The sequence below is a fragment of the Variovorax sp. dw_954 genome, assembly GCF_018449755.1.
Taxonomy (GTDB): domain Bacteria; phylum Pseudomonadota; class Gammaproteobacteria; order Burkholderiales; family Burkholderiaceae_C; genus Variovorax.
The window spans coordinates 1-13,940 of record NZ_JAAVVD010000013.1 but is presented as its reverse complement, the minus strand read 5'-3'; the positions used below and the strand labels follow the sequence as shown (position 1 = coordinate 13,940).

The following is a 13,940-nucleotide window of genomic DNA, read 5'->3' as shown; positions in this document are numbered from 1 at the left end:
TTGCTGCGCAGTATGCACACGGCCCGCAGTGCGCAGGTCATACAGGCCAGGAAACTTGCATATTGATATTCTGTTGCTAATACTAGCGACAGATAGACGAAAGTAAAGCCTATGGCGCATCGACCCGAAACCATCATCAAGCAGGCACGCGAGCGCATCGCGCGAATCCGGGACACCCTCGGCGAGATCGACTACCTGTGCTCAGGTACGTTGCTACAACGCACGAAGGTCTGTGGAAAGCCGGGCTGCCGTTGCGCCAGCGATCCGGACGCTCGCCACGGCCCTTACTTCAAATGGGGGCACATGAAGGGCGGCAAGCTGGTTCACCGCACGGTCTCGCCCGAACAAGCCGTCATCCTGGAGATCGCCATCGCCAACCATCGCAAGGCGAAGAAGCTCATGCAGGCGTGGGAGCAGGAGACGGAACGGCTCCTTGATGCACAAGCGCCGCGCAAACCATAGCCGGTGGCCACGTGCGATTCAGAATCCGTGCCTATGAGCAAACCCAGGTGAAGCCCCTCGCACTTGGCAAGCATAAGGAGCACGTCAATTTAATGACACAGTAAGACTAATCGTACTGGACTCCAACTTGCGCGGACATCAAATCGAACGCTCTCACCCCATCTGCTGCTTCAGGTTCGTACCCAACCTCCTGAATGACGAGCTACGCGAGTCCTTCGAGAGGAGGTATCCGCCCTTCAGCGCTGAGGTGCGAGCGCCGCTTTCACAGTAGCCATTGTGAAAGGAAGCTGCACTGCACACCCCCAGGAAATGGATGCTCTCCCGGTCGCGAACCCGCCGTCCGATGACGACGATTCCGAAGGCTGACCGCCGGCTACCACCCAGGTGACTCTTCGGCGTTCTGGCGCAGCCGCTCAAGCCACTCGAAGCTTGAGCTGCGCCGCGCTCTCCCGCACGATCTCCGCGAAGTGCTCCACCAGCGGTGGCTGTTCAACTTCGCTGCGAAACAGCAGGCTGATAGGCGAGAAGTCGCCACTCAACTCGGGCCCGAGCAACATCAGATCACGGGCCACTTTGCCCTGCAACGCGATGGAACGCGGCAACACACCCAGCAGCGAGGTGCGCGCGATGACGTGGCGCATCTTCTCGAAGCTGCTGGACTCCACCGCCACTTCGGGCCGTAGCACCCCCTGGCGGGTGAACAAGTTGTCGGTCAGCTCGCGCAGCGGTGTGCCAGCGGCCGGCAGCACCCAGCGGCCCCGCGCCAATTCGTCCCAGCCCACCTTGCGGCGCCTTGCAAGCGGGCTGGCAGTGCCGCACACGATGGCGAACGACTCGGTATAGACGTTCATCACGCGCAGTGACTTCGCCTGCGTCGCGTCGAGCACCCGACCGAAGCACAGGTCCAAGTCGTTGCGCGCCAGGCTGGCCAATAGTTCGGTGGTGGCGCCCTCCTGCATGCTGAAGCGCACGCGCGGCCATTGGACGATCGTCCTTTCCACGGAGCGCGCCAGCAGTTCGGAGGCGAGCGACGGCAGGATGCCCAGGCGGATGTGGCCGCTCGCGCCGTCGGCGACAGCCTCCACCTCGCGCGTCATGTTGCCGATGTCGGCCTGCAGGATGGCAATGTGCCGGCGCACCACCACGCCGTACTGGGTGAGCTTCATACCGCGCCGGTCGCGCTCGAAGAGCTGCACGCCCAGCATGTCCTCCAGGTCCTGGATCAGCTTGGTGGCGGCGGGCTGCGTCATGCTGGAGGTGTCGGCCGCCTTGCGCAGCGTCTGCAGCTCGCAGACATGGCGAAACAGCTCTAGGTGCTTCAGCTTGAGCCGCCCCTGAAGCGCACCGGCGGCCAGGGTGGGGCGTGCGCGTGTGGCTTCCCTCATGTGGATTTCCCGATCAAGTGGTGATAACCGTGCCTTATCACTGGCACCTAATTCTCGATTATGCAAGCATGCGTCGAGCCGCCATAGTTGGGGCCACAAGACAAATGGAGCCCCGATGCCACTGAACTTCCACCTTCGTCGCCTCGCCATGACCTTGGCCGTGCTGGCGACCGGCGCTGCAAGCGCCGCCTACCCCGACAAGCCTGTGCGGCTGATCGTCGCCTTCTCGCCGGGCGGCGCCACCGACGTGGTGGCGCGTGCCTTGGGCGTGCGCCTCGGTCAGTTGTGGGGCCACCCGGTGGTAGTGGAGAACAAGACCGGCGCCGGCGGCAACATCGGGGCTGACTTCGTCGCCAAGTCGCCCTCCAACGGCTACACGCTGTTGCTCGCCTCGCCGGCAGAGATCGCCATCAACCCGTACCTCTACGCACAATTGCCCTACGACCCGGCCAAGGACCTGCTGCCGGTATCCAAGGTCGCGTCCGCCCCGCTGGTGCTGGTGGTCAATGCCAAGGCGCCATCGAAGAACGTGAAGGAACTTGTGGCGAACATCAAGGCCACGCCGGCTGGCCTCAACTATGCCTCTTCGGGCACTGGCGGCCCGCAGCACCTGGCCGGCGAGCTATTCCGGCTGATGTCCGACACCAAGCTGACACACGTGCCCTATAAGGGCGGCGCACCTGCCATTACCGATCTGCTGGGTGGCCAAGTGGACCTTTTCTTCTCCGGCCTGCCGCCCGCACTGCCGCAGGTGAAGGCCGGCAGGCTCCGTGCGCTGGCTGTCACCACCGACAAGCCATCGGCCTTGCTGCCGGGCATTCCGACGGTAGCCGACTCCGGCTATCCCGGCTTCAACATCGAGAACTGGCAAGGCCTGTTCGTGCCGGCCGGCACCCCACCTGCGGTGGTGCAGGCGATCGCCCACGGAGTGGCCAGCGTCGCCGCCGACAAGTCCTTCGCCGAGCAACTCACCGTGCAGGGCGCGGTGCCCGACCTGCTGCCGCCGGCCGAGTTCGCCGCCTTTGTGCGCGCCGAATCGCAGAAGTACAGCAAGCTCGTTAAGGAATCCGGCGCCAAGGCCGATTGAGGACAAAGACATCATGCAACTCGCAGAAGAGACACGCTTCGACACCGGCACCCTGGTGTTGACCAACGAGGAGCTGGCCATGCTGCGCGGCGATCTCGGCCCCGCAGTACAGGACGCGATCCAGTTCCAGATCGAGGTCGGGAGCTTCTTCGGCGCCAAGCGTTTGGTGCCGATCACCAATGCGCACGTGATGGGCGACATCGAGGTGATGGGCGACGCCGGGCTTGACGTGCTGCGCGGCATGCGCGAGCACAAGTCTCGTTGCGTGGTGCCCACCTCCAGCAACGCCCAGTGCATGCACTTCGGCGATCACAAAAACCTGCAGCCCGACCCGCAAGCCCTGAGCAAGGAGCGCGAGATCATCGTGCACCTGCAGGATATGCGCGTAGCCACCACCGACAGTTGCATCCCCTACCAGACCGTATACCAGCCCAAGGTCGGCGAGCATGTGGCCTGGGGCGACACCGGCACCGTGATCTATGCCAACTCGGTGCTGGGCGCGCGCACCAACTTCGAGGCCGGCAAGTCCAGCTTCGCCGCCGCGCTCACCGGCCGCACGCCGGCCTATGGCTTCCATTTGGACGAGGCGCGGCGCGGTTCCTTCCTGGTGGATGTGCAGGCGCAGATGAAGGATCTGGCGGATTGGGGGGCTCTCGGCAAGATCGTCGGCCATCCGCACCAGGACTACTTGGCGGTGCCGGTGTTCGACGGCATCCGCACGACTCCGCTGTCGGATGCGCTCAAGCACCTGGGCGCTGCGCTTGCAAGCTACGGCTCGATGGGCATGTTCCACATGGTCGGCGTGACGCCTGAGGCGCGCACGCGCGAAGTCGCCTTCGGTGGCAACAGGTCCAGCGAGACCATGACGGTGACCGACGCCGACATCGAGGCCATCTACCGCAGCTACTCGTACCGCGAGGGCGGCGCCAACATCGTGGTCTTCTCCGGACCGCAATTGTCGATCTTCGAGATGCAGGACTTGGCCGAGCTGTTCAAAGGTCGCAAGGTCGCGCCCGGCATGAGCGCGGTGATCACGACCAACCACGCGGTCTACAGCGACGCCCAGCGCCTAGGGTACGTCGCCACGCTGGAGGCAGCCGGCGTGACCATCCTGCAGGGCGTGTGCTTCTACATCCTGCAGCGCCTGAGCCAGATTCGCGAGGAGAACGGCTGGACCAACCTGATCTCCAACTCCGGCAAGCTGGTGAACACCATCACCGCGCACCGCTTCAACACGGTGCTGCGACGCACCGCGCAGTGCGTGGACATCGCCTGCACGGGAGAGCTGAAATGAGCCGCACCATCGCGCTCACTCGCGCCTTCGGCGAGGCGGTCGAGGGGGAAGCCATCGTGATGCGCGAGGGCTTCAGCCCGCGCTACGACCTGGACCGCACCACCGGCGTCATCTCGCGCATCGGCCACAGCGCCGAGGGCCTGTCGATCAAGGATCGTATCCTCGTCATCCCGACCGCCAAGGGCGGCGTGGCCGGGGGCTGGGCCTTCTACGACATGCTGCAGCAGGGCTTCGGCCCGAAGGCTTTGGTGTTCGGCAAGCTCAATCCGGTGATGGTGCAAGGCGCCGTCCTGGCCCGCATGACCATAAGCGAGGGCTGGTCGGAGGACCCGTTGCAGGCGGTTAAAACAGGCGACCGAGTGCGGGTTGAACCGCGCGCGCGGACCCTTTCGCTAGTGGGGGTCGATTTGTTTTCGGTGTCAAAAGTGATAGCATGAATCCCCAGCAACGGCGCGGGGGTGCGTTCGGTAAGTCATTGATTTCGCGAGCATTACTGTTCACTTCGCTGAGGCGTATCGTGTCCGGCCCCCAAATCGTCAAGGAGCGCGGCCATGCAAGGCTGGCAGACGTCGTACTTGGGCCTGCGCGACATCCCGGGCGAGCTCAGCGAATTCGAGTTGCGGGCGTTTTTCAGCTTCAGTCCCGCCGAGCACGAGTTGCTTGCGCGACGTCGCAGCGACAGCCTCAAGCTGGGCTTGGCGCTGCACATCGGCTTCGCGCGCATGAGCGGCCGACCCCTGAACAGCGTGCGGGCCGTGCCGCCCAAGTTGCTTCGCCAACTTGGCCACGAACTGGGCATTGCCGCACCTGACTTGGTTTCGCTGCGCGCGCTGTACGCCCGTGGACGCACCCTGTTCGATCACCAGCAGCAGGCGTGCGAGTGCCTGGGCTTCAAATGGATGACCGAGCACCAGCGCCGTGCCTTGGTGCGGGTGCTGCGTGACGAAGTCGCGCACTGCACCGACCGCGAACGGCTACTTGTCCTTGCCCGCCAGTGGCTCTACGACCACCGGCTTCTCATCGTGCATGACCGCGTCATTCAGGCCATGGTCGCGGCCGCGCGGTCGAACTCGAAGCAGCGACAAGTCAAGGTATCCTGGCGAGGGTGCCTACTGCGACACGCAAGCGCTGGACATCGGCACTGAATGCACTACGCCCCGATGGGCAGCACTGTCACAGCTGGCTATGGACCTGGATCCGTGAGCCGAAATGCTCTTCGGGCCCATTGGGGCTACTCGGTTGCGACCGAAGCACTCAATCCGACAGCCCGAGTGGTGGCAATGCCGAAATCAACGCGATAGAGCCGTCGACATCATGGGTTGATGGTCGAGTCCGATTGGTCTTGCGTGCGCAGACCCACGCCGCAACGTCGCTTGAGTGCGATCTTCTGAAATCCGTGAGGCCGAGTGGTGGGTGCCGGCTGCACTCAGCCGCAGGCAGCGAAGAGTTCCGCGTGCAACCGCTGGAACGCCTTGGCCGCGCGATCGTTGGCACCGAGCCCGAGGATGATGCGCCGGCCGTGCTCGATGATTCGCCCGGCGCGGTAGACGAGCTCCTGCATCACCGTCTTCAGGCGCCTGCGCTTGGCCGCGTGACGCACTGGCGCATCGGGCCCCAACAGCCCGGCCTGGCCCATCAGGCGCAGGATATTCATCGCCAACCCCGCGAGCTCGCACACCAGATAGTTGGTGTCGAACTTGCCCGAGGGCAGCCGCTCCAGATTCAGGTCGGCCTTGAACTCGGAAGGGAACTGCTCGTGCGTGCCGTGGTCGGCATACAGCGCGATGATGGCCCTCGCATCGAACTGTTTGACGCTCAGGCTGGTGGTCCAGCCGTCCAGCGTGAGCTTGGGCTCGATCAGCAACTGGCCCTGCGCATCGATGGTGCGCTCGGACAGGCGCAGCACCCGGCGCAGCGGCCGCTCGATGCCTTTTGATGTGGAGCGCCTGATCCCACTGCGCCACGCGCTTGCCCTCGCGGGGATGTTCCCAGTGCGTGGTGGCGTCGGACTCAAGCCGCTCGGCCAGCGCCGCCACATCGGTCGTGCGCGGGTTCCACTTGATCAGCCAGTCCAGCTGAGGCATGCCGGCACGGTTGTACGAATCGATCTCACGCATCAGCGCCGCGGAGTCGAAGCCAGAGTCCAGCCGCGCCAGGATCGGCGCCTTCGGGCCCTCCGCGCTCATGCGTTGGGCCATCGGGAGCACCCGCTCGAAGTTGAATTACGTCTCCGACGCCGAGTGCTGCACGCCCTGGGCGCAGCGCCAACTCCAGGCAGAACCCGTGCGAGCCCAGGTACGCTGCCAGCGGGCAGTAGCCATCGACCCCGGTATAGGTACGACCCACGCCGTCCTTGGCGGTGTCACCGTTGTCCATGGTGAACGTGTCGACATCCAATGCCAGCCAGCCACATGGCAAGACACCATAGTCGGCCCGCGCGCTGGCCAGCAGCGTCTCGATCAACGGGGGCAGGAAGTCAAACAGGTCGCCCGCGCGAGCGTCCATGCGCTGGCGCAGCGTCGGGCTGGAAGGCAGCAGCTCGATGCCCAGCGCCTGCTTGAAGAAGGCATCGCCGCGGAAGTTCTCGATCGCATCGAAGTCCGACTTGCCTTGCACCAGCAGGCCCAGGTAACTACGCAGGATGTCACTGTTGGCAACGCCATTCTTCACGGGCAATGCGGCATCGAGCTGCTTGAACACCGGCGCGAGTCGATTCAGATGATGACCTACCAGCGCCAGGCCGGCCACCGGCGTGAGGTCGTAGCTGATCGCCTCAAACACCGGTCGAGCCGGCTTTGGTGGTCGGCCGGCCCCTGGCTTGCTAGATTTTCTCTGCCGCCAAGCGCGCGGGAATCAGCGGCTCCACCCGCTGCCAGAACTCATCGCTTACCACCCACGACTCGATACGTTTCGCCAAGATCTTGATCCATCGCCGCACCCAGATGCGGCTCGGATCGACAGTTTACCTATTTACGGATAAGTTCCAATCTAAATGCCTGGCTTGATATTCCCCGCCACAATGATCTTGCGCCACTTTTCCGAGTCAGCCGCGATCAGCTTGGCGAACGCCGCGGGGCCCTGCGCCACGCTGCGCGAGCCAAAAGTGGCGACCAGTCTCTCGAAGTTCGGAGAGTGCGCGATTTTGAGAGTCTCTTGAGTTAGCCGCTCAGTCACTTCAGCAGGAATCCCCGCAGGTGCCAGAAGGCCGTACCAGCCCTGGGCTTCGAAGCCTGGCACACCGCTTTCAGCAACGGTAGGAACATCAGGCAGCAGGTCCACGCGCTCAAGGCTCGTCACAGCCAGGGCCGTCAAGGCCCCCGAAGCGATATGCGGGTTCACCAGCGCCAAGTTTTCAAAGGCATACAAAACTTCCGATCCCAGCACGGCCAAGACGGCCGGCGCGCCGCCCTTGTAGGCAACATGCGTCGATACCAGCTTCGTCTTCTGCAGGAATAGTTCGGCGGCCAGATGTTGGGGCGTCCCCGCACCCGCAGAGCCGTAGAAAGCCATGGGATTGCCTGCCTTCAGGCGGCTCGAGAGGTCGTTCACGGTTGCGAACCCCGACTTTTTGGACACCACCAGGACAAGCGGCGTCGCAGCCAAGAGGCTGATGGGCGTGAAGTCCTTCTGCGGATCGAAATTGACGTTCTTGTAAAGTGATGCGTTGATGGCCAAAGGCCCACTGGCTCCCATCAGCAGCGTGTGTGCATCACCCACGGCCTTGGCCACGAAAGCAGTCCCTATGTTGCCGCCAGCACCGGCCTTGTTGTCCACGACCACAGGCTGGCCGATGGCCTTGCCCAGATCGTTCGCAAGCGCACGGGCCAAAATGTCAACGATACCGCCTGGCGGATAGGAATTCACCAGCCGCACGGGTTGTTGCGGCCAAGGCGACGCTGCAGCATGACCCGAAGTCCAGGAAGCGCCGAGCGCCGTTGCTGCCACTAAAAATGTACGTCGGTCCATCGACTTCCTTCAGAAACGGGAGAGCGCCCGGGCCGCTTCAAGTCACGTTCAGCGCAAAGGTCAACCTGGTCTGGTTGGTGATGATGCCCCCCCGATCGCCGGGAGCAAGAGACCCGTACCGCGCCGAGAAACACTCGGGGAGTGCACGGGCGTTCCTCGGTGCCAGCCAGAGCCGCATCAAATGGCGCTTGCGTGCGGGCTCCGGCCAGTCTTCAAAGTCCGTGCGCGAGTGCAGGATCTGGTGGTTGTGCAGAAACTGCATGTCACCGGGGCTGAATTCCATCTGCAGGTTCAGGTCCGGATCGTTGGTCAGCGCATCGAGCAGTTCAAGTGCCTCGATCTCTTTCTCGGTAAGACGCCGAGCCGCGGGAAAGTTCTTCTGCGCGCTACGGATGTACTGCCCCACGTAGATGGTCGTGAGCTGGCCGGCATGCCAGTTGAAGACCGGCATATCAAACCACGGCAACCTGCCTTCGGGGACCTCGCCTCGCCGGTCCGTCGGAAATGCGTGGAAGAGCTGTTCGACCAGGTCAGGTCGGATACGTATCATCTTGTTGTAGATGGAAATCGAACTCACGATGCGACTCTCCCCGCCGGCGCGCGATGTCTTGAGACACAGAAGGCCCACGATATCGCAAGAATCGGTGTGGTATTCCAGGGCGCGGTTGGTCTGGTAGAAGCGAACCGAGGGTGTGCTGACGTCCGCTCCGGTGTCCTTCACATGCCCTAGCAGATGGCCCGCTGCATTCTGTGACCTGAAGCTCCCGAGATGTGCCCCGATGCCAAGGTACGCAATCGCCGTTTCCTCGGCACTGTGTCGATCGACGTCGAAGCCGCGCAGCATCACGAAACCTCGACCATTGATGACATCATTCAGGATGCCCCTGAGCCGAGGAGCCAGCAAGGGCAACTCAAAAGTAACGGGGGAAATGTCACCGAGCTCAGCGCCGGAGGCCTTAAATCTACGAATTGCCTCGTCGAGCTCTTGGAGTTCAGCGGCTGTCAGCATCTCGATCCATTCACCTCGGCTGGCCATCTCCGACCCTGTCCATGCAGCGTCCCCGTCAATGTATTTGGGCACGACAGGGGGGCAATCGATCACTTCTGTCATTTCTTTCCTTCAGGTGGAGGGTGTGCAGTCTACTCATCCCTGCAAAATCAATACAACGAATAATTTCGATGGTTGCATCGATAGAATCGATAGATGAACCTCACTATCAAGCAGCTCAGAGCATTTGCTGCCGTCGCCAGGGAGGCGAGCTTCACAAGGGCGGCCGTCAAGCTTCACGTGACCCAGTCCACGTTGACTGCGGCTATCAAGGCGCTCGAGTCCGAAATCGGATGCCGTCTGCTGGATCGATCCACGCGCGAGGTGGCACTCACGGCACAGGGCGAGAAGTTCCTTCCCGCCACGGACCGCCTGCTGCGCGAACTCTCGCAGTCTCTGCAAGAACTCCAGGACACTGCCAACCGGCAACGCGGTTTTGTGGTGGTGGCCGCTGCGGCTTCGTTCATCAACTATGTCCTAGCGCCAGCCGTTGTCCAGATGGCCGAGATCTATCCCGGCATCAGAGTGCGGCTGTGCGATGAGACGACTGCAGGCGCCTGCAGACGCGTGTTGGCCGGCGAAGCAGACTTTGCTGTGACGACGCTCTTCCAGGACGTTGAGGGCTTAGAGGCCAGCCTAGTACTGACGGACGCCTATGGGGCGGTCTTCAGCGCGGACCATTGTCTGAATGATTCCACGGGGCCCATCAAGTGGAGTGCGCTGGACCCGAACACGGTGGTCAAACTTGATCGTGCCAACGGCATACAAGCATTGATCGAAATGAATCCCAAGCTGATGCGAAGCAGCCTTGAGCCTGCGTACGAAGTCGGTTCCATGTCGTCCCTCTTTCCATTGCTGGTACGTAGCCTGGGGTACGCCACTTTGCCAGCCATGGCTGCGCAGCCTCTGATCAATGCGGGACTGAAGTTTCGCCCGCTACAGCACCCCGTACTCAGGCGAAATCTGTACTTCGTGACAAAGCACGGAAGAGACCTTCCGCCCGCTGGCCAAGCACTGCGGCAGGCGATGAATGATGCCATTCGAAAGCTGGCACCCAACGAGCACATCCGCCTGGTACAACATCCAGCGAATGTCTTCCATTGAACCGAGTCATGGGGACGTGGAGGCGGCGCGCGTGTTCTCAAGCTGATTGACACTGGACAGTCCACAGGCTTGGCCTGTGGGCAGGTGGCTTGTCCACGGCGGACAGCGGGCGAAGGTTGTTCATCGGGCCAATAAACAGTGCTTCGGCGATCAGGCGGAGTTGCTCGCGGAACCTGGTGGCACCGATGCATGATGCCGCATCTTGCCAACCGTCGCTCGTCGGCGCGCGAATCGAAACTCAGGAACAGCAGCAGCCGTCCCACGGGAATTCCCCGTGGAACCCGGTAAGAGCCAGCCCGCCGGCATCGCTGTGGTCCTCGCCGCCCGTGAACGAGGCCATCCGGCCGCCCTGGCGCGCCAGCAGCGCACGCTCCTGTTCCAGCCCGTCGCTGCGCGCGAGCTGTCCGCGCCGATGCGCGCCAGCGCCTCGATCGCCAGCTGGTCGACCATCGGGTGCACGATGGCCTGATGCAGTCCGGCATCGCCGGATCGCAGATGCGGGCGGATCTGGTGATCGCTGAACCCCAGCGTGGTCTGCGCCACGTCGGTGCGCGCGACCTCGCTCCTCCTGGGGGCTCGCCTAACGTCCGCCCGTTCATTCATGGCCATGCCCAGCACGGCGTATGCGTGCGCCAGCCCGCGCTGTTGGTCGAAGAAGGTGCGCGGTTCCGCCGAGCGGCCGAGCAGGGGCCGAGTCGTCCGCCCCGGCGAAGAAGGCCCGGATGGGGCCAGCTAGTCCTCGGATCCGCAAACGCGCGAACGTGCAGCGCTGCCTTGGCGATGGGCTGCTTCGAGGCGCGCTTGGTGGCCTTGCGCCAGCCCCACGCGGGGACTCAGCGCGAGGAACGCGCTGCCCCATGCGTTCGACGTCCCCGTCAGTCGGTGCATCCTGGCCTTGCCGCCGAAGCCAAGCGAGGATGCCCGTGGCGCAGCCGGCGCTCAGGCGAAATCGTCGAGTTGCTTGCGGCGGGAGGCCGACCAGCAGGTTCATCCGCATCGCAGAGCCTTGTTCAGCCACTGCCGGCCTAGGAAAAGGAAAACACCCGTCCCCGCGGTTTGCCATCGTCAGGCCAGCGAGCAAATCAAGCTCCGTGGGCTCTCGCGATGCCAATCGCGTGGCACAGCTCAACGCTTGTGAAAGGCTTGCGTAACAAGGCTTTGACGCCGATTGTGCGGGTGGCACGATCAGGATTCGCGTCGTCACTCGCGGTGATCACGATCACAGGCACGTCAACGTTCGCAGCCCGCATGCGCTCCAGCACATCAAAACCCGACAGCCCCGGCATCTGCAGGTCAAGAAGGGCAGACAGCGGCAAGTGCCCGCTCAATGATTCCAGGAAAGATTCGCCACTCGCGTATTCACACACGCGGAAATTTGCGGATCGAAGCATGCGCCCGATCGCCACGCGCACTGACGGTTCATCGTCCACCACGGCGATTGAAGCTTCAGGCTGGTCCATCATGCATATGCTACGCCGATGCGCGCAGGTCCGGCACTGGACTTTGGTTCAGTTGGGCCGGCAATTCCCGCCCCGGCGGTGGCGCTGAAATGACCCGCCCGTCGGGCGTAGCCCTTCCCTTAGCCGGGATGTCGAAGGCGACCTCAGGGATGCGGCGCACCAACACATGTCGGATGGGACTAGCCCAGGCGGCTCACAGCTGGGCGGCGCCAACGTCGAAATTCGCGAGGAGGTCGGCGATCACAACTTCTTCCTCTTCGGATTGACCGCTGAAGAGGTGGCGCGGGTCAAAGTTGAGTTGCTTCACGGCCCTTGCGGTGGTGGAATACTTGGCCACATAGATAAGTCCACACAAACGCCGCTGCGGCGTAGCTCGTGAGCTCGGCGTGGTCATAGGCGGGAGCGACTTCGACGCAGTCCATGCCGACGAAGGGCATATCGGCCAACTCCTCAAGCAAGCTGAGCATCTGGTTGACAGTGAGTCCGCCCGGCTCGGGCGTACCCGTCCCCGGCGCGAATGCTGGATCCAGACAATCGATGTCGAGGCTCATATACAACGGCGGCGCGCCATGCGCGGCGAGCCGGCCGCGTATATCTGCCAGCACAGCTTTGAGTTGCGACGGATTCTCCAGTCCGCGCAGTTCGCGCGCAGTGAAAATCAGACCGCCCTGATCGGCGACAAACTCGCGCGCCTCCCGCGTACCTGCCGAGCGGATCCCCAATTGGACAAAGCACTCCTTGACCACCAGACCTTCGTGGAAAGCCTCAAAGACCCATGTACCGTGCCCACTCGGCTCACCGAAATGGTCCTTCCACGTATCGCAGTGGGCATCGAAATGAATGACGGCAAGCGGCTGACCAAGCCACGCCTTGTACGCCCGCAACAGGGAAAGCGTGATGGAGTGGTCGCCGCCGATCCAAGCCACGTGGTGCTGTCGGATCATCTGCTGAACCTGCGGCTCCATAACGGCACGCATCGATTCCAAGCTCGTGTTCGGCAAAGGGAGGTCGCCCAAGTCCGTCAGCACATCCAGCAAGGAGACGTCGAAGTGCGGGTGGATACCGTCACAGAGCATGTGGCTGGCGGTGCGCACGGCGCTCGGGCCAAAGCGCGCGCCCGGACGGTTCGTCACCGCGCCGTCCCAAGCGACTCCGGCCACGGCATAGCGACGGTCGGCGCGTTGCCGCGGAACTTTGAGAAAACTGGTGTCCGACAAAAAGGCGAAGGTAGTCATAGTCAATCATCCCAACGGCCATCAGGTCTTGTGTGGGCGCGACGCGGCTACTTGAGCGTAACGAAATGGTCCCCGCCCAGCACAGCGGCTGCGTGCGTCGTCTCCGCGAATCCCGGTAGGCGACGGTCCTCGATACACAGTGTAGAGACAATCAATGTTCACTGTCCTGGGCGCGGGCGTTTCGCCGAGACATCCACATTACAAATACCGGCCAAATGGCAGCGCGCTTGTCGCAATGACCATGCGGCGCTGCGCACGTCACCGGGTCTGGCGCGCTCCGTCCCAGGGCAATCAGTAGATAGTAGAAAGGAACTTCGCGCTCGAATCGCGGTTCCTGAGATGGACTGTCAATGCCTTTGCACATTCTTCGCTATCGAGTTGCTCGCATGCATGACGCTATTGCCAACTTTCCCGGCAGTACGGGAGCGCGCGGTTAGAGGTCGCAGCCGGCATATCGAGGCACTCTCACGCACATCCAGCGCCCAATCCCTCCACGCGACCAAAGTGATCAGGCGTACACGATCGCCCCGGCACCTGCGGATATGGTCGTGCCGGCCTCGCCCGCCAGGATGCGGCCGAGATCCGCCAGCTCGCCGATGGCCGCCCGCTTGCCGGTCGAGCGCACGAAGCGGCAGGCCGCCTCCACCTTGGGGCCCATCGAGCCTGCGGCAAAGGTCATGGCGGACAGCGCGTCCGGCGAGGCACGCCGGATCGCGCGCTGCCCCGGCTTGCCCCAGTCGACGTAGACCGCAGGGGCATCGGTCAGCATCACGTACATGTCCGCGCCAAGTTCGCGCGCCAGCAACTCGGTGGCCAGGTCCTTGTCGATGACGCACTCGATGCCGGCGAGCTTGTGGTGGTCGGCGCCCTGCCCATAGGCCGCCGGGATGCCGCCGCCA

12 protein-coding genes and 4 pseudogenes are annotated in these 13,940 nt (G+C 63.1%); 8 read left to right on the top strand and 8 right to left on the bottom strand.

The genetic code is table 11. From position 1 onward, the window contains the following. The first annotated feature begins 111 nt into the window (after positions 1-111). On the top strand, positions 112-462 hold the full coding sequence (locus tag HB681_RS20120; protein WP_213956654.1) for a DUF6788 family protein: 351 nt from the start codon (positions 112-114) through the stop codon (positions 460-462). Positions 463-875: 413 nt separating this feature from the next. Here HB681_RS20120 and HB681_RS20115 read toward each other — a convergent pair whose 3' ends face one another. Beyond that, entirely contained in the window at positions 876-1,847 is a 972-nt protein-coding gene (locus tag HB681_RS20115; RefSeq protein ID WP_213956653.1) for a LysR substrate-binding domain-containing protein, read from the bottom strand. A gap of 115 nt (positions 1,848-1,962) precedes the next feature. On the opposite strand from HB681_RS20115, the gene HB681_RS20110 reads away from it, so the two are divergent. The 4 genes and pseudogenes from HB681_RS20110 to HB681_RS20095 form a co-directional block, all read left to right on the top strand. Then, positions 1,963-2,934, top strand: a complete 972-nt coding sequence (locus HB681_RS20110) for a tripartite tricarboxylate transporter substrate binding protein (protein ID WP_213956652.1) — start codon at positions 1,963-1,965, stop codon at positions 2,932-2,934. A gap of 52 nt (positions 2,935-2,986) precedes the next feature. Next, on the top strand, positions 2,987-4,228 hold the full coding sequence (locus tag HB681_RS20105; protein WP_305729962.1) for an aconitase X: 1,242 nt from the start codon (positions 2,987-2,989) through the stop codon (positions 4,226-4,228). Then, the gene (locus HB681_RS20100; protein ID WP_213956650.1) at positions 4,225-4,665 is read left to right on the top strand and encodes a DUF126 domain-containing protein; all 441 of its coding nucleotides are present in this window, start codon (positions 4,225-4,227) and stop codon (positions 4,663-4,665) included. The genes HB681_RS20105 and HB681_RS20100 overlap by 4 nt, the downstream gene beginning before the upstream one ends. 114 nt (positions 4,666-4,779) lie before the next feature. Further along, a pseudogene (locus tag HB681_RS20095) lies at positions 4,780-5,417 on the top strand (DUF4158 domain-containing protein); the annotation flags it as partial. Positions 5,418-5,654: 237 nt separating this feature from the next. On the opposite strand, the pseudogene HB681_RS20090 reads toward HB681_RS20095, so the two are convergent. The 4 genes and pseudogenes from HB681_RS20090 to HB681_RS20080 form a co-directional block, all read right to left on the bottom strand. After that, positions 5,655-7,009, bottom strand: a pseudogene (locus HB681_RS20090) (IS1380 family transposase). Continuing rightward, positions 6,983-7,145 (bottom strand): annotated as a pseudogene (locus HB681_RS38170) (IS5/IS1182 family transposase); the annotation flags it as partial. The pseudogenes HB681_RS20090 and HB681_RS38170, both read right to left, overlap by 27 nt. A gap of 71 nt (positions 7,146-7,216) precedes the next feature. Further along, entirely contained in the window at positions 7,217-8,092 is an 876-nt protein-coding gene (locus HB681_RS20085; RefSeq protein ID WP_213956649.1) for a tripartite tricarboxylate transporter substrate-binding protein, read from the bottom strand. A 139-nt stretch (positions 8,093-8,231) separates the two neighbouring features. Beyond that, entirely contained in the window at positions 8,232-9,305 is a 1,074-nt protein-coding gene (locus HB681_RS20080; RefSeq protein WP_213956648.1) for a TauD/TfdA family dioxygenase, read from the bottom strand. Between the two features lie 93 nt (positions 9,306-9,398). Here HB681_RS20080 and HB681_RS20075 point away from each other — a divergent pair, with 93 nt between their 5' ends. Beyond that, positions 9,399-10,346 (top strand): LysR family transcriptional regulator, encoded by a 948-nt coding sequence (locus HB681_RS20075; RefSeq protein WP_213956647.1) that lies wholly within the window; start codon positions 9,399-9,401, stop codon positions 10,344-10,346. Positions 10,347-10,620: 274 nt separating this feature from the next. Next, a complete protein-coding gene (locus HB681_RS20070) occupies positions 10,621-10,815 on the top strand; it encodes a hypothetical protein (RefSeq protein WP_213956646.1) in 195 nt (64 codons plus the stop codon). Between the two features lie 613 nt (positions 10,816-11,428). Here the strand turns inward: HB681_RS20070 and HB681_RS20065 are convergent. Continuing rightward, positions 11,429-11,806, bottom strand: coding sequence for a response regulator (locus tag HB681_RS20065; protein ID WP_213956645.1), 378 nt, complete (start codon positions 11,804-11,806; stop codon positions 11,429-11,431). Between the two features lie 166 nt (positions 11,807-11,972). On the opposite strand from HB681_RS20065, the gene HB681_RS38165 reads away from it, so the two are divergent. After that, positions 11,973-12,185: a glycogen/starch/alpha-glucan phosphorylase gene (locus HB681_RS38165; protein ID WP_256354630.1), complete on the top strand. Its 213-nt coding sequence runs from the start codon at positions 11,973-11,975 to the stop codon at positions 12,183-12,185. Here the strand turns inward: HB681_RS38165 and speB are convergent. Together speB and HB681_RS20050 are read right to left on the bottom strand one after the other, a co-directional pair. Beyond that, a complete protein-coding gene (gene speB, locus HB681_RS20055; protein WP_213956644.1) occupies positions 12,094-13,041 on the bottom strand; it encodes an agmatinase in 948 nt (315 codons plus the stop codon). The two genes, HB681_RS38165 and speB, sit on opposite strands and share 92 nt — an antisense overlap. Positions 13,042-13,549: 508 nt before the next feature. After that, positions 13,550-13,940: pseudogene (locus HB681_RS20050) on the bottom strand (carbamate kinase); the annotation flags it as partial.